This is a genomic window from Thermomonospora echinospora (assembly GCF_900108175.1).
Classification (GTDB): domain Bacteria; phylum Actinomycetota; class Actinomycetes; order Streptosporangiales; family Streptosporangiaceae; genus Thermomonospora; species Thermomonospora echinospora.
Map to the genome: position 1 here is coordinate 287,874 of NZ_FNVO01000009.1, position 16,008 is coordinate 303,881.

The following is a 16,008-nucleotide window of genomic DNA, read 5'->3' on the forward strand; positions in this document are numbered from 1 at the left end:
TCACAGCCCCATGCCATCAGCGGCCCCGCCGGGAGTGCCGCCCTCTCCCCTCCGGACCCCGGGCGCCCTGGAACTGGGCCTGACAGTAGCCGTCAGCAAGCGTGGCCGGACCGGGACGAAGCCAAGCGTCGGAACGGCCATGAGGCTTCCCTGCCAAGAGGAACAGCTCTCGCCTAACGGTTGCAGGTCCGTGTTGTCAGCGGTCCCGCCGGGAGTGGCGCCCTCTCCCTTCCGGGCGCTGGGCGGCCTGGGACTGGGCCTGGCGGTGGGCGTCGGTGGCCGTGGCAGGCGTTGCCGGGTCCTGGGCGGGGCCGGGCGGCGGAGCGGCCATGGGGTCTGTGGGCCTTGATGCGGTGTTGGACGGGGCTCCGGACGTGGACGGGGCGGAGGTCTCGGGGCCTGGGGCGACGATCTGGTAACCGGCGACGCTCTCGCGCTGTGCCGCCGTGTTCTGCCTGGCGGCCCCCGGCTGTACGGTCCGCACGCCCACGATGGACTTCTCGTCTCGGCCGTCCCTGGCGCCGGGTGCCTGGGCACCGCTCCGTGCGGCCGTACCACCCTTCTTGCCGGAGTACGGCGCCCGGCCCTTTCCGCCGGCGACCGGCGGGGCGCTCTTGGCGGCGCGTCGGGCCTTGCCCGACATCGATGTCTTGGCGGTGGCCTGTGCACGGGCGATGTGTTCCTGGGCCCGCTGCACGCGAGTCCGCCCGCTGCCTCCCCGAGCGGCTCTGGCCGCCATGCCCTTGGCGCTGACACCGGCCTGGGCGACGCGCATGCGCCGTGTCCAGGTCCCCAGGTGGGCGGCGATGATCAGCAGGACCAGGGCAAGCGCCACACTCTTGCCCCACTGGAGGTTGCTGATGGCGGCCGGCTGGTCGCCTGCGTTCTCCCCCGCCACCACGGGCGCCGGGTAGGCGAAGCCGGGGGCGGCGCCGTCAGGCTGGACGCTCGGCAGCGTGACCGGCGACTCCTCGTTGAACGGCGTCAGCGGCGTGCCGCCGCCCCCTCCGCCGTTGTAGTCCGGCGACGGCAGGTTGTCGTTGCCGCCGTTGCCGCCTCCGCCACCACTGTCGCTGTCGCCATCGCCGCCGCCTCCGCCGCTGCCACTGCCGCCGAGTTGGACGGAGTCCGTGGCGGCGCTGGACGAAACGGAGCCGCCGGTCCCGTTGGGCCGCTGGGCGCGGACGCTCACGGTCGTCGAACCGGTGTCCCCGGAGCCGAGGCTGAACTTGGCCGAGCAGATCGTCCCGGAGCACAGGGCGCCGGGGGACCCGGACTTGGAGCCCACCCCGCCGGCCTGCACCGAGTAGCCGGTGAGGTCGTCCTCGAGCCCCAGGTTCCAGGTGACGGACAGCGTGCTGCCCGAGACGCTCGCCGACAGCCCGGACGGCTGAGCCGGCGGCACCCGCACGTAGAAGGTGTTGGTGTCGTACCGCGTTCCGGTCTTACCGACCAGGCGCACCGTGTACTTGCCGTTTTGCCGGATGCTGAAGGAGCCCGAGATGTTACCCGTCCACTGGCCACTGGCCAGGACCCGCTCTCCGGTGTCGGGGGAGTCCACCCGCAGTTCGACGCCGAGCAGCATGTCCTTGAAGGAGGCGCGGGCGGTCGCCTGCGAACCACTGGTGATCACAGCGCCGTCCGCGGGGGCCGTGACCGTGCCACCGGGCAGAGCACTCTGGCTGGAGGTCGTGTACCCGTACGCGGTGGGCGCGAAGATCGTGAAGCCGGTCGCAAGGGGGGTCGCGATGAGCAACGCGCCAAGCCTGCGAATCCTCGTCACAGCGGCAATCCCTTCGACGGACGGTCCCTCGTCGCCACTGCGGTCCGGTGGACCACCGTGCATGCGCTCCTGCCGGTACCCATGCGCTTACAGAAGCGTAACGTACCGATTGGTAACGAAGATCACAGAGGTGTGACAAAAGCGTGGTCGACCAAGCCTCTCCTCGGCCACCATCACGCTCCGCACATCTGAACGGCAAGCTATTGACACTCCGTACAACGGTAGCGTCGGAGGACTAACTTACGCCGTTCAGCGCCTGCGGACCAGCCCTTGCCCGGGAAACGAACCGCACCCGCCCGACCGGAGCCGGCAGCCGAACGGCCACCAGCACCTCGACGTCCGCCACCGCCCCCCGTACGACACACGACGACAGCCGCCCCCCGACTCCTTCCGCGACCACCGCCGCCCGGCGGCACGCGACGGCACTCCCTTCCGCAGCCCTCGACGCCGCCGCCAGCGCGGCCAGGTCCGCCGCACCGTACGCCCGATGCCGCGCCACCCGCACCGCACCCGCGCTGACCACGGTCACCGAGAACACCCAGACCAACGCCACGAACGCCAGCACCCAAACAGTCCCGGCCCCTCGATCCCCCCGGCGCCCTCTCCATCCCCGTGGCCAGATCTCCCGGCCACCCCGACCGTCGCCACAGCTCCTCACCCCCTCCCCTCCTAAGGCCCGCCAACGGCACCTCCCCAACTTCCGCGGCACCACCTCACCCACCCCGCTCTCCTTCACCAGCCAAACCACCCCAGTCCTCCCGACGCCATCTCGACCCCCGGTCACCCCCAACGGCGTCCAGCCCTTCCGGCCGGTCCCCTCCGGAAGCCCGGAGAACAACGAAACTCCCGTCGGCGCCACCTACACAACGCCGATTCACCTACACAACGCCGATTCACCTGCACAAACGCACCACCCAACAGACCAACCCCACCAGGCAGCCCCACCAGGCAGCCCCATCAGTCGGCCCCGCCAATCGACCTCGCCAGGCAGCCCCACCGCTCGACCCCACCGGTCAGCCCCAACGCTCGACCCGCCAGCCAGCCCTACCGGTCGATCCCACTAGTAGGGCCTGGCTGCCTTCGGCGGCGGCGGCGTGTCGGACACTGGAAAACGAGGCGCAAGGGGCCGGAGCAACCCAAGGATGCGCGGGGAGGCCTGCTCAGCGCCCCACTCACCGGCCCCGCCGCCTGAGACTCACTGATCCGTCTCCCACTTGACCTGGCCCTACTAGTCGGCCCCCACTGCTCGGCCCCAACACTCGACTCCGCCGATCGGCTCCGTCGGGCGGGCCCGCCGAAGGTTGGGCACTCCCGTAAGTCGTAGGTGGGGTCTGGCTCGGGTCGCGGGCTGGTGGTCGTCCGCCGGGGTTCACGCGGAGGGGGGCGCGTGATCCGGCGGACGACCGGTCTCAGGGGGCGGCGGCGCCAGGTTCGGTGGCCGCCAGGGCCCGGGTGCGGAGCACCGCCGGGGGCAGGGCGGTGAGGGCCGGCGCGTGCACTCGGGCTGTCACATCGACCCTGGTCAGCTCGCCGTCCCGGTGGACCTCGACCGTGGACCCGGCCGGGACGGCCTGCGTCACCATCTCCTGGACGGCCTGCGGGGATTCGCCTCTCGATGCGGCGCGGGCTCCTGCTCTCGCCGCATCGATGCAGGTGAGCTGGACCGCGGCGATCGACACTCCCCACAGCGCCGTCACTGTGACCAGCAGGAGTACGGGAAGCGCGACCGCGACCTCGACGGTGGCGAACCCGGAGTCACCGGCTGGTGGGCAGCGGGCACGACCAAGGCCGGGATCCTGTCGCTGCTCGCCCGCCCGTTCGTCCGGTTGACACGGCTGGGACGGCCGATGCGCTCTCCGCCGGTGGCGGAGCCAGGGCGGAACGGCCGGCGTACGTCGGCGGCGGGGCATGTGATCACCCGGCCAACTGCAGAGCATCGCGGATGATCCCTAAGAGCAGGGACTTCACCTCCGAGCTGGTCACGAGCTTGAACAGAAGCCCCGCGAACGCCGCCGCCGCGACTGTTCCCACCGCGTACTCCGCGGTCGACATGCCGAGATCGCGGGCGGAACGGCACCGGCGCCCCAACGCTTTCCTGGCCACCTGCATCTGTGGTCTCCCTCCGTGACGGGGCCGGATCGTCTTGCCATCAACTCTGCGGTGGAGAAGGGGACCTGAGGAGCCGAACGAGCTTCTGTGGATATCCGCACGACACCGGCCACTCCCACGATGTCGGACGGCAGAGCATGGCATTGGGTCCATTCCAGCCTGGCTCGTAAGCCCTGCATGGCCGGCGCCGGGACGCCTGGCCCGGCCGTGAAGCGACCGGATCCGCAGGTCACGGTGTCGGTCCGGGCACGCCCGGCGGCCCGTTGACCGGCCAGGATGGCAGGTTGGAAAGGGCTCATTGGCCAGGGGCATCGACCGACTTCCCCGCTCGGGAAGCCTGGGCCGACGCCGGGCCAATGAGCGCCGTCGGGCCGGGCCGTCCGCGTACTCATGGGACTCAGCGGGCTCATGGAACGCGGTGGCGGGGCGGCGACGAGACACGGCCGGGCGGCAGCGTCGGCGCAGGAGGTCCGAAATCAGTCGACCAAGGGCATGAGCTGGGGGTTTCATCCCGCGATCAGCCATCCCGGGTGGTTTTCCGCCGAGCCGCTATTGGAGTTGGTGTACTGTTCCCGCAACACGTGATACTTCCGACACCCTCGACCCGCCGCCCGCAATGGAACACCCATCTCCCACCGCCGCCCAGCGGACGGTCGGGGCAAGGGGTCTCCGCCCGCTCCGCAGTCCTGTCGCCGGAGAGTCGTGCGGATGGCGATGGAAAAGCAGCGGAGGATGACATGCCAGCGCGATCACGGCGACGTCTGACCCGTCGAGTGGGGGCGATCACCGCCGCCGCCATCATCGGCCCGCTCGCGATGACCGCTGCCACCGGTCCCGTCCAGGCCGCCACCTACAAGCGGGCCTCCAACGGAGCCACCGTGGCCGGGGTGAAGTGGATCAAGAAGGGCAGCCAGTTCGACATCACCATCAACTCCAAGGCGCTGGGCGCCAAGGCGAAGGTGCGTGTCCTGGTGCCGAAGACCTGGAAGCGGACCGCCAAGCGGACCTGGCCCGTTCTCTACGCCTACCACGGCGGCCGCGACAGCTACCTCTCGTGGACGCGCTCCACCGACATCGAGGGCATGGCGCGCAAGTACGACGTCATGGTGGTCATGCCGGCCGGTAACAACGGCTCGTACACCAACTGGTGGAACGACGGCCGGGGCGGCAAGCCGATGTGGGAGACCTTCCACACCCTCGAAGTCCGGGAACTGGTGGAGCGGAACTTCCGCGCCGGCGGCGCCCGGGCGTGCATGGGCAACTCCTCCGGCGGCCAGGGCTGCGTCACCTACGCGGCGCGCTTCCCCAAGATGTTCCGGCACGCCGCCTCGTTCAGCGGCCCGCTGTCGATACTCTCCCCGGGCCTGCCGTCGCTGCTGCTCTACACGATGTCGGGGACGCCGGGCGTCGACCCGTACGACGTCTACGGCGACCCGATCATCGACCGGGCCAACTGGAAGGCGCACGATCCCGCGTCGCTGGCCTCGAAGCTGCGCGGCACCAAGCTCTACATCTCCAGCGGGACGACCGGCCAGCCCGGCCCGTACGAGAAGCCGGGGATGGCGCCGTGGGACGTCGGCCTCACCAGCGAGAAGGCGATCGGCTACAGCAACCAGGTCTTCCTGAACAAGGCCCGGCAGCTGAAGCTTCCGGTGACCGCGAACCTCTACGGAAACGGCCGGCACTCCTGGCCCTACTGGATCCGGGAGAGCAACAAGGTCTGGCCGACCCTGATGAAGTCCCTCGGCGCCCGCCGCTTCTAACCGCTTTCCACCCCCTGCCCGATCTTTCGGGCAGGGGGTTTCACATACCCCGGCCCCTGGCCTCGGACCCCACGCCGCCGTACCGACCCGCCGACACGCGGCCAGCGGCTACCTGACCTCAAACCTTGCACCGCCATACCGACCCGCCGACACGTGGTCGGTGGCTGCCTGGCCCTTGGCATTGGGCTTCGCGCCGCCGTATCGCCTGCCCGGCGCGGTACCCCGGCCGCTGGTCGCCGGTGTGGGAGTCAAAGCGATTGGAGCAGGGTCTGGGCGATGCCGGCGACCGTGGGCACCACGCCCAGCAGGATGAATGCCGGCAGGAAGCACAGGCCGAGGGGAGCCACCGCGCGGATGCCGGCGGCGCGCGCCCGGGACGCCGCCGCGGCACGCGCTGCCCTCCTGCGGTCCTCGGCGAGCCGGGCTAGCGCCGGTGCCAGTGCTGCGCCGCTGTCCACGGTACGAGCCGCGGTACGCGCCAGAGGGGCCAGTTCGGGATCCTCCGCGAGCAGCAGCCATGCGGTGGCCGGGTCTGCGCCGAGCCGTACCCTGGCGGCGACCCCGCGCAGTTCGTCGCCGAGCGGACCACCGACGGCATCGGCGACCGACTCGACCGCCTCGCCCCAGGAGACACCGCCGCGCAGGCATGCGGCGAGCAGATCGACGGTGACGGGCAGGTCCGCGACCATCCGTATTCTGCGTTCCCGCTGCTCGCGGGACTCCAGTCGGCTGAGCACGACCGCCGTGCCCACGGTGGTCGCGGTTCCCCCGGCCACGCCCAACAGTCCGCCGAAGAGCAACGCGACGACCACGCCGGCCGGTACTGCCGCACACCAGAGCCGAACGTGCCGGCTCTGTGTTCCAGTGCTTCGGGTGGAGGGCGACTCATGTTCCTGTTTCGCTCTTGAGAAGCCGTCATGCCTTCGCCCAAGGGAAGCCGGCATGGTCAAACACTCCCTGCCACCTGGCGAACCAGTCACTTCCGCCGCCGCCACGTCGCTGCCATCGGTCAAACGCTCCCTGCCACCGAGCAAGCCGGCCACTCCCGCTGCCGCCATGTCGCTGCCGTTGGCGGACCATCCGGACGGCTGGAAGTCCCCGTGGGAATACCCATGTGCCGCCGTGTCCATTTCCCTACGGCGTGGCCGGCGAACTGATGCCCGGGAATGAAGGTCGTCCGGCTGTATGGAACCTGGTCGCCTGCGGCTCTCCCCTACGGGTGGAACCCTCGGGAGGCCATGACCCATCACCTTGGACGGAGTTCCCGGACGGCTCCCCGAGTCACCGCTCTTTCCGGCGTTCCGGGTAACCATCCGAGAGCGGCCAGGAGGAGATGCCTCACCACCAGCTCGATGGCCCCGCACCACTAACAGTCCACCAAGCCGTTCTGCAGCAGTGGAGAGCCCACGCGGCCACAGGAGCCCTGCCATCGCAGCGCAGCCGACCGATATCCATACCGCAACACTCATGAATCCTCCTCACCAACGAGCCGCATGAACCCATCGGTCACTGAGATGCACCTCCGTACAAGCATCACGCCCCAAGCCCCCGGCATTCCGGTGACTCATCAGCGGTCACAACCGGCGCTCGGCTTCCGCAGGACCGTCCATCCGTGAGCCTCTTCGGCCTGCCGCCCTGGCCTGCGGCTCCAGACGCTTTCCCACAGACTGTCCGGCGTCGTTCGCCGGGTCGGCATCGGTTCTACGAGTCCGACAGGCTCCATGGAGGAGGGCTCTGGGGTGTTCACCGCATTACTTCGGCGGCTCTGGCCAGGCGGTGGGTCCACCAGAGCCCGAGAACGTCCAGGCCGACGCCCAGTGCCAGGCAGACCAGGCCTGGAACCGTGCCGAAGAGGAAGGCCAGTGGATCCGCGCCCAGAGCGGCCGCCATCCCCAGGCCGAGCAGTGGCAGGCCCGCCAGCAGCCGAGCCGTCGCGCGGGGGCCGGCAAGTTGTGCCGCGACCTCCTGGCGCTGGGCCTCCTCGTCCCGTAGTGCGGTGGCCAGGCCCTCGACCACGGCTGCGAAAGTGCCGCCCTTGTCCGCCCCGATCCGCCAGCACGCCGCGAGTATCCGCAGCCCCTCCGCTCCCGGCCGCACGGATAACCGGTCCAGGACGACGTCGATGTCGGCAGCTCCGGACACGCCACTTAGGGCATCCGCCGTACCGCCCCCACTACTCCGGACATCCGTCATGGGGCCCACGTCACTTCGGACATCCGCCGTACGGAACGCATCGCTTCGGGCATCTGCCGTACGGTCCTGACGCCACTCTGCCAGCAGGGGGCCGGCCACCCGCGGGTCCAGGACCGCCGCCGCACTCGCGAACGCCATTTCGGGAGCTCGCCCGGCGTTCAGCTCCGCAGTGACGCCATCGCACAGTTCGATGACCGCCGTCCGCCACGCGCGTTCGCTCTGCCGCTTGGCACGTACCGCGTTCACCATCGTCTGAACACGTCGCAGGACCGCCCGCCCGGGCCATGGCCGTGAAACCCTCGCCAACCCCGCCAGTCGTTCCGCCGCTACAGGAGGGCTGGTGAACGCCCACACGGCCAGAGCTGCACAAACCACCGCCGCGCCCGCCGCTTCCATCGCATGTTCCCTCTCTCGTGACTCGACCTTCCGACCGCACCACCAAACCGACATGACCGCAGCCACTGAGCCTTCTGACACGACCGAGCGCCCGGACCTCAGAAGTGCCAGCGACACCAGCCGCCGACTCTTGAGGGTGTCCGGCCAGCGGTGGGGCCGACCTGCCCGCTGAAACGTTCGTCCAGGTGAACCTGTGCTGGTCACCAGCGCTCCCACCGGTTGCCGGGCACGCCCCGACCGGCAGGATGCAGGTCTGTCCCGAGAACGGGTTGGCGGATGTGTTCCCGCCGGCCTGATGAGCCGTGGACGGTAGAGGGCCAGGCCGTGTCGTCGAAGTGACGCACGGCGCCTGCGAAGCATGCGCCTACGTCTCCACGCGCCGATCACCTCCTCGGACGGTGCCGGGCACACCGGACGCCCGGCCTCGGTCCAGCCGGTCAACGCCACCCGGGGTACTTTGACGACAGGCTCTAGGGGATTTGCCAGTGGCCTCCCAGGAGATCCGCGAGTGCTGTTGCGCCCGCCTCGGCGACCAGTTGCCCGTCCGCCGTGAAGGAGACAGCGGGTATGGCGCCGACCAAGCCGTCCGGGCCGCGTTTCAGGGTGCAGACCTCGGCCACGCGGCGGCGTCCGGCCGGATCGCGGACGAGGTGGACGACCACGTCGAGGGCGGCGGCGACCTGGCTGTGGACCGCCTCCCTGCTGAGTCCGGCAGCGCATCCGAGTGCCTCCAGACGGGCCGGGACATCGGTCGCGGTGTTGGCGTGCAGGGTGCCGCATCCGCCTTCGTGGCCGGTGTTCAGAGCGGACAGGAGATCGGCCACCTCCGAGCCGCGGACCTCGCCGACCACGAGCCGGTCGGGGCGCATTCGCAGGGCTTGCCGGACGAGGTCGTGCAGCGTCACCCCACCGGCGCCCTCGACGTTGGGCGGCCGCGCTTCGAGGCGTACGACATGGGGGTGTTCGGGCCGTAGCTCGGCGGAGTCCTCCACCAGGACAAGGCGCTCACGAGGGTCGGCCAGGGACAGCAGGCCGCTGAGCAGTGTGGTCTTGCCGGTGCCGGTGCCACCGGTGATCAGGAATGCCGGACGGGCCGCCACCAGCGCCGACAGCAGCGCCGCGCCCGCCGGAGGGACGGCTTCGGCGGCGACCAGCCCGTCCAAGGTGAACGCCCGCCGCCGGGGCAACCGCAGGGACAGGCAGGTCCCTGCGGGGGCCACCGGCGCCAGCACCGCGTGAAGCCGGACCCCGCCCGGCAGCCGGGCGTCGACGTAGGGGGCGGCGTCATCAAGCCGCCTGCCCGCCTTGGCCGCCAGCCGCTGCGCCAGCCTGCGCAGGGCGACTTCGTCCGGGAAGCGCACCGAGGTGCGCACCAGCCCGGCACCGGCGTCCATCCATACCTCGTGAGGTCCGTTGACCAGGACGTCGGTGACCTCCGGTAGGCGCAGCAGCGGCTCCAGCGGGCCGGCTCCGACGAGGTCGGCCTGTAATTCGTCGACCAGTGTGAGCACCTCCTGGTCGCCGAGGAGCCTGTCCTCGGCCCGGAGGGCGGCCGCCACCTGTCCGCCCGTGGGCTCGCCGCCGACGCCGGCGAGGCGGTCGCGTACCGCGTCGACGAACCTGTGCCCGTTCATGCCGCCTCGGCCTCGAGGGCCGCGGGACGGGGCCTCAGGTCGCCGATGAGACGGTCGCACAGGTCGGGCAGGGAACCGCGCCGGCTCAGGCGGACGAGGTCACCGCGTTCGAGGGCGGACGGCAGCCTGCGGTCCTCCTGGACGGTGCCGGCGAGGGGAAGGCCCAGCGCCTCGGCCATCGCTTCGGCGGGCAGGCCGCCGGGGGCGGGCCCGCGGACGATGAGGCGTATGTCGTCGGTGTCGCGTTGCAGGGACACGGCGACCCTGTCGGCCGCGGCGGTCGCGCGCAGCTCGGCGGGGACGATCATCAGCGTGCGGTCGGCGACGCGCAGGGCGGCACGTCCGGCCGCTCCCGGCTCGCGGGACAGATCGACGATGATCAGGTCGAAGCCGCGGCTCGCGGCGTCCAGCACCGTGTGCATCGTCTCGGCGGTGAGGGGGTCGGCGTCGCCGCGGTGCCACGAGAGCATGACCAGGCCGTCGACGGCGGGCAGTGACTCCCGGAGCAGCCCGGCGCCGAGCCGGCCCCGGCGGCCGGCCAGGTCGGGCCAGCGGCATCCCGGCGCGTTCTCCTGCCCGAGGAGCAGATCGACGCCCCCGCCCATCGGGTCGCCGTCGACGAGCAGGGTGCGCAGCCCGCCCCGGGCCCCGGCAAGGCCCAGCATCGCCGCCAGGACGCTCGCCCCCGCTCCGCCTCGTCCTCCGACCACGCAGACGGTGGTCGCCCTGCCGTCGCAGGGCTCGGCCGCGGCGGCCAGGGCGTCCACGAGCCAGGGCTCGTCCGCGGGCAGCGTGGCCAGATCCTGGGCACCGACCTCCACCGCCGCGCGGAAACCGTCGGGAGCGTCGGCCTCGGTCGTCACCAGCACCACTCCGGTACGCCGGGCGACCCCGTCGGCGGCGAGGCCGTCCGCCATGTCGGCGCCCACCAGGACGAGGGGCGGACGGCGCCATTGCGTCCTGGCCTGTTCGGCGGTGCTCGCCAGTGCAGCGTCGGCGTTGGCCGCGGCGGCGAGCCGGAGCAGGTCGTCGGCGATCCGCGGATCACCGGTCGCGATCAGTGCGTCGATGGCCATGAGAGCCCTCCTGTCGTCGGATGCCTCCACCCTGGGCCCGGACCGAAGACGGGAAAAGACAAAGCCCGAACTGTGGATAACCACCCTCAAGCCGCGTCGAGACCCGGCCTCACCCCACCGGGACCGGACATGCGGATCGTTCAAGGCCGAACATGTGGGCTGGTGGGCCGAGGTGCGCCGCGGGGATCGGCAGGGTCAGTGCGCGGATCGGGCTCGGGGGCCGTGGTCCATGCCCGTGAACGCCTCGTTCTGGTGGAGAGTCCGCCGAGCTACGGCCCGGACATCCCCATGTCGTACGGTGCCCGCCCAGCGTCGAGGGTGCCGGTGGGGCGGCAGGGGGCGGACAAGCGACGACCCCCGCCGGGGGGGAGAGCGGGGGTCGTCGTACGGCCCGGCCCCAGGGGGGTGGAGACGGACCGTTTCCCAGAAAGCTTCGATGGTCTCCCTTGGCGTCCTTAGCCGGGCTCGCCAGTTTGAACCACAGGAAGCGCAAAGCCGTTGCCCGTAGTCCAAGCAGACGCAACATATGCTGCCCGATCTCGGTAGTTCCGTCGAGCGGTAAAGTGATACAAGAGGAGACGTTTTTTCCTGACTTCGCGGAGATGGCCACCGATGAAGTAGGACATGTCACCATCAGATATGCCAAGCCAGGCGCCCTTGTGGCCCGTCCGGCGGGAGCCTCGGACGCGCGGGTCGCCATCCGGCCGGTCGGCCGGCCCGCCCACCGGGCGGCGAACAATGATCACGTTCCGTGCACGAATTTGGTGATACTTCCAGCTTGCCGGAATGCTGTCGCTCCCCGGCGGCGAGGCCCGGACGCCGCCACGGCCCGCCCTCCGGGGTCCCCGGCCGGTTTTCCGGGCAGGGACTTGTCAACTGGGCAAATGAGGCGTAGACAGGTGTCACGGACCAAGAGTCCGGGCACGGCATCCGGGCACCCACGCGCGACCAGCCGCGGGAGGCGCGTCGAGACGGGCTTGACCCGCTCCGACGATCCGAGAGCACGCTTGGTAACCCGGAGTGACGTGCGGCGGCGGCGTCCCCTCCAGCGGGACGCCGTCCGCTGTGCCGGGGAACGCCGGGGACATGGCCGCCCCGGTTTCGCCGAGCCGATCCCGACCTCATCCGAACACGGTTCAGGAGCCTGATCCCCACTTCATCCGAACGCGGTTCAGGTGAAGATGCCACGATCGGCAAGGCCCGCCGAACGGTTCAGCCTCGCAGGTGCGCCTCGCAGATCACCGGCAAGTCTTGAGCCGCCACGCCCGCCGGACGCGTTCAGCCCCGCAGGTACGCCTCGCAGATCGCCAGCGAGTCCCGGGCCGCCACCGTCACGGCCGCGGCGCAATGCCGGATCCAGGCAGCGACGCCCTCGGACGTGCCACCGATGTAGCCCCGCAGAGTCCGGACGTACTCATCACCGAGCTCGGCGTGGCCCACCTCGGGAGCGGTGAGCGACTTGGGGTCCAGACCGCGGTCGACCAGGGTCAGCCGTTCGGCCGCCCGGGCGATGATGCCGTCCCCCCAGCCGAACGGCCGCAGGGCCAGCAGTTCGCCGTGCACGATCGCGGCGACGACGATGGCGGGGGCCTTCGTCTGCTGGGTGAGCAGTGTGCTCAGGGAGTCCAGGCGGACGGCGACCTCCTCCGGGGCGGGCCGCTCGCCCAGCCCCAGGAAGTCCTTGGCGTCCTGCCCCTCAAGACGGGGACGGCCGAGCTCCTCCGCCTCCACCGCGTCGGCCGCCGCGAGCACGTGCAGCCGGGCCAGCACCTGACGCGGCGCCCGCCGCCATGTGTCGGTCAGCGTGCCCAGCTCCGCCGAGACCCGCAGCGCGCCCTGCACGATCGGGTCGGCGGGAACGGCGGCCTCCCCCTGCGCGGCGGCACCCCGGCGCAGCTCGTCCAGGGGGACCGAAACGCCTTCCAGAGCGGCGGACGCGCGGGCGGCGCGCAGGGCGGACTCGGTGGACACCTCGGCGCTCCGACGGCGCAGGATGCGGTGGCCGAGCAGCCGGTCCACCGAGGTCCGGGCGTCGGCGACCGCCTCGGGGACGCCGGGCAGCGCCGCGACTTGGGCGAAGGGATCGGTCACGATCACGACCTTATGCCGTCCCCTCGGCCCCGGACACGCCGCCCCCATCAGGCCCCGATCCCCCGGAATCCGGACCTGGAGTGGCTGGTGGGGACATGGGGGCCAAGGCCGCGAACGGGAGGTAAAGGCTGGTGTCAGGGAGGGCTCGGAGCTGGTAGCAGTGATGGTGTGACGGCCGTCATGGAGCATGGTCGGCCGGGCCGGGGGATTTGGACTCGGCATGGCCTTGTGAGCCGGGGAGTTCCCTGGTGAAGTGGACGGCACCGGGCGCCAACCCTCCAGTTCCGTCCAGAAGGAGTGAAGACCGTGAGCGACACACGGCCTGCACGGGCCCTCGGGTCCGTGGGCTTGGTGAACGCATCCTGCAGTCGCCGTGCGGCGTACGCGCCGACGCGTCCACGGGCGGGGAACGGCGGCAACGCAACTGAACACAGCGGCCCGGAGTGCGCGGTCCCACCGGCCGCGTGACGAGGAGATTCAAGTGAGCCAAGAGACCCTTTCCAACCTGCTGCAGGAGAACCGGCGCTTCGCCCCGCCCCCGGAGCTGGCCGCGTCCGCCAACGTCACCGCCCAGACTTACGAGGAGGCCGCGGCCGACCGGCTGGGGTTCTGGGAGCGTCAAGCCGAGCGGTTGACGTGGGCCAAGCCTTGGAACGAGGTGCTCGACTGGAGCAACCCCCCGTTCGCCAAGTGGTTCGTGGGCGGTGAGCTGAACGTCGCCTACAACTGCGTGGACCGGCACGTCGAGGCGGGCCTGGGCGACCGGGTCGCCTACCACTGGGAGGGCGAGCCCGGGGATACCCGTACGCTCACCTACGCCGACCTGCAGCGCGAGGTGGCCAAGGCCGCGAACGCGCTGCTGGAGCTGGGGGTGCGCAAGGGCGACCGGGTGGCGATCTACCTGCCGATGATCCCGGAGCTGCCCATCTCGATGCTGGCGTGCGCGCGGATCGGCGCCACCCACTCGGTGGTCTTCGCCGGGTTCAGCGCGGAGGCGCTGCGCACCCGCATCGCGGACGCCCAGGCCAAGGTGGTCATCACGGCCGACGGGCAGAACCGGCGGGGCAAGCACGCCGCGCTCAAGCCCACCGTGGACGACGCCGTCGCCTCCACCCCCGACGTGGAGCACGTGCTGGTGGTCCGGCGCACCGGGCAGGAGGTCGCGCACCACGAGCGGGACGTGTGGTGGCACGACCTGGTGGAACGGCAGAGCACGGAGCACACCGCCGAGCCGCACGACGCCGAGCACCCGCTGTACATCCTCTACACGTCCGGTACGACCGGTAAGCCGAAGGGCATCCTGCACACCTCCGGCGGCTACCTCACCCAGGTCGCCTACACCCACCACGCGGTGTTCGACCTGAAGCCGGAGACCGACGTGTACTGGTGCTCGGCCGACATCGGCTGGGTGACCGGCCACTCGTACATCGTGTACGGCCCGCTGGCCAACGGCGCGACCAGCGTGATCTACGAGGGGACGCCCGACACCCCGCACCAGGGCCGCTGGTGGGAGATCATCGAGAAGTACAAGGTGACGCTGTTCTACACCGCGCCCACCGCGATCCGGACGTTCATGAAGTGGGGCGAGGAGATCCCCGCCCGCCACGACCTGTCGTCGCTGCGGCTCATCGGCAGCGTGGGCGAGCCGATCAACCCCGAGGCCTACGTCTGGTACCGCGAGCGCATCGGCGCCGGCCGCTGCCCGGTGGTGGACACCTGGTGGCAGACCGAGACCGGCGGGATCATGGTCAGCCCGCTGCCCGGCGTCACCGAGGGCAAGCCGGGCGCGGCGATGCGCCCGCTGCCGGGCATCGTGGCGGACGTGGTGGACGACCAGGGCCAGTCCGTGCCCAACGGCGGCGGCGGGTTCCTGGTGGTCAAGGAGCCGTGGCCGTCGATGCTGCGGACGATCTGGGGCGACGACGAGCGGTACGTCAAGACCTACTGGTCGCGGTTCGAGGGCATGTACTTCGCCGGCGACGGGGCCAAGAAGGACGACGACGGCGACTTCTGGCTGCTGGGCCGGGTCGACGACGTGATGCTGGTCTCCGGGCACAACATCTCCACCACCGAGGTCGAGTCGGCCCTGGTCTCGCACCCGAAGGTGGCCGAGGCCGCGGTGACCGGCGCCACCGACCCGGTGACCGGGCAGGCCATCGTGGCGTTCGTGATCCCGCGCGGCAACGCCGGAGCCGACGTCGACGGCGAGGAGTTCGTCGCCGAACTGCGCGACCACGTGGCCAAGACCCTCGGGCCGATCGCCAAGCCGCGGCAGATCATGGTGGTGCCGGAGCTGCCCAAGACCCGTTCCGGCAAGATCATGCGGCGGCTGCTGCGCGACGTGGCCGAGAACCGGTCGCTGGGCGACGTCACCACGCTGACCGACAGCTCGGTGATGGATCTGATCTCCACCAAGCTCCCCTCGGCCAAGTCCGAGGACTGAGCCCCGCCCGTCCCACCGTCCCACCGTCCCACCGGGGCCTGCGGTCGAACCCGTACGAGGCGACGCCGCGGCCCCGGCCCGAACCGTTCATGCCGCGGACCGGCCCGTCGAAGACGCCGGTCCGCGGCACGAACGAGCCCGCGGCACGAACGAGCCCGCGGCACGAACGAGCCCGCGGCACGAACGAGCCCGCGGCACGAACGAGCCCGCGGCACGAACGAGCCCACGGCACGAACAAGCCCACGGCACGAACAAGCCCACGGCACGAACAAGCCCACGGCACGAACAAGCCCACGGCACGAACAAGCCCACGGCACGAACGAGGGAAGCCGGGTCTGGGGCGCGTTCCGGCCCTGTGGGCAGGGCGGCCGTAGGCCGTTAGGGCTGGATGCGGCGGGTGCGGTCGCGGGGAGTCAGGGCGTGTGGCTCTGAAAAGGGCGGGTATTCTCGTGACAGGTGTGCCGGGAAGTCTGGTCGGCAGGGGAATGTCCGTTATGTGATCCCGGTGATCCGGGTGCGG

Annotated in this window: 11 protein-coding genes; 2 read left to right on the forward strand and 9 right to left on the reverse strand. The window is 71.0% G+C overall.

From position 1 onward, the window contains the following. Positions 1–196: 196 nt before the first annotated feature. The 4 genes from C4U03_RS21870 to C4U03_RS21885 form a co-directional block, all read right to left on the reverse strand. Positions 197–1,756: a hypothetical protein gene (locus tag C4U03_RS21870; protein WP_103939693.1), complete on the reverse strand. Its 1,560-nt coding sequence runs from the start codon at positions 1,754–1,756 to the stop codon at positions 197–199. A 262-nt stretch (positions 1,757–2,018) separates the two neighbouring features. Further along, positions 2,019–2,441, reverse strand: coding sequence for an Rv3654c family TadE-like protein (locus C4U03_RS21875; RefSeq protein WP_268817524.1), 423 nt, complete (start codon positions 2,439–2,441; stop codon positions 2,019–2,021). Between the two features lie 751 nt (positions 2,442–3,192). Continuing rightward, positions 3,193–3,720 (reverse strand): TadE family type IV pilus minor pilin, encoded by a 528-nt coding sequence (locus tag C4U03_RS42550; RefSeq protein WP_327373327.1) that lies wholly within the window; start codon positions 3,718–3,720, stop codon positions 3,193–3,195. Then, positions 3,698–3,892, reverse strand: a complete 195-nt coding sequence (locus C4U03_RS21885; protein ID WP_103939695.1) for a DUF4244 domain-containing protein — start codon at positions 3,890–3,892, stop codon at positions 3,698–3,700. The genes C4U03_RS42550 and C4U03_RS21885 overlap by 23 nt, the downstream gene beginning before the upstream one ends. A gap of 737 nt (positions 3,893–4,629) precedes the next feature. On the opposite strand from C4U03_RS21885, the gene C4U03_RS21890 reads away from it, so the two are divergent. Further along, complete coding sequence (locus C4U03_RS21890) at positions 4,630–5,655, forward strand: alpha/beta hydrolase (RefSeq protein ID WP_103939696.1); 1,026 nt, start codon at positions 4,630–4,632, stop codon at positions 5,653–5,655. A gap of 248 nt (positions 5,656–5,903) precedes the next feature. On the opposite strand, the gene C4U03_RS21895 is transcribed toward C4U03_RS21890, so the two are convergent. The 5 genes from C4U03_RS21895 to C4U03_RS21915 form a co-directional block, all read right to left on the reverse strand. Beyond that, positions 5,904–6,431: a type II secretion system F family protein gene (locus C4U03_RS21895; RefSeq protein ID WP_235018026.1), complete on the reverse strand. Its 528-nt coding sequence runs from the start codon at positions 6,429–6,431 to the stop codon at positions 5,904–5,906. Positions 6,432–7,398: 967 nt separating this feature from the next. Continuing rightward, positions 7,399–7,797 (reverse strand): type II secretion system F family protein, encoded by a 399-nt coding sequence (locus tag C4U03_RS41960; RefSeq protein ID WP_235018027.1) that lies wholly within the window; start codon positions 7,795–7,797, stop codon positions 7,399–7,401. A 917-nt stretch (positions 7,798–8,714) separates the two neighbouring features. Next, positions 8,715–9,878: a TadA family conjugal transfer-associated ATPase gene (locus tag C4U03_RS21905; RefSeq protein WP_200827385.1), complete on the reverse strand. Its 1,164-nt coding sequence runs from the start codon at positions 9,876–9,878 to the stop codon at positions 8,715–8,717. Next, entirely contained in the window at positions 9,875–10,954 is a 1,080-nt protein-coding gene (gene ssd / locus C4U03_RS21910; protein ID WP_103939699.1) for a septum site-determining protein Ssd, read from the reverse strand. The genes C4U03_RS21905 and ssd overlap by 4 nt, the downstream gene beginning before the upstream one ends. Before the next feature lie 1,278 nt (positions 10,955–12,232). Then, positions 12,233–13,045, reverse strand: a complete 813-nt coding sequence (locus C4U03_RS21915; protein ID WP_235018028.1) for a Fic family protein — start codon at positions 13,043–13,045, stop codon at positions 12,233–12,235. Between the two features lie 475 nt (positions 13,046–13,520). Here C4U03_RS21915 and acs point away from each other — a divergent pair, with 475 nt between their 5' ends. Then, a complete protein-coding gene (gene acs, locus C4U03_RS21920; protein ID WP_200827391.1) occupies positions 13,521–15,488 on the forward strand; it encodes an acetate--CoA ligase in 1,968 nt (655 codons plus the stop codon). The last annotated feature ends 520 nt before the right edge of the window (positions 15,489–16,008 follow it).

What these genes read in the sequence shown, in the direction of transcription:
- C4U03_RS42550 (WP_327373327.1), bottom strand. Translation starts at nt 3,720, where the DNA reads ATGCTCTGCAGTTGGCCGGGTGATCACATGCCCCGCCGCCGACGTACG.
- C4U03_RS21885 (WP_103939695.1), bottom strand. Translation starts at nt 3,892, where the DNA reads ATGCAGGTGGCCAGGAAAGCGTTGGGGCGCCGGTGCCGTTCCGCCCGC.
- C4U03_RS21890 (WP_103939696.1), top strand. Translation starts at nt 4,630, where the DNA reads ATGCCAGCGCGATCACGGCGACGTCTGACCCGTCGAGTGGGGGCGATC.
- C4U03_RS21905 (WP_200827385.1), bottom strand. Translation starts at nt 9,878, where the DNA reads ATGAACGGGCACAGGTTCGTCGACGCGGTACGCGACCGCCTCGCCGGC.
- ssd (WP_103939699.1), bottom strand. Translation starts at nt 10,954, where the DNA reads ATGGCCATCGACGCACTGATCGCGACCGGTGATCCGCGGATCGCCGAC.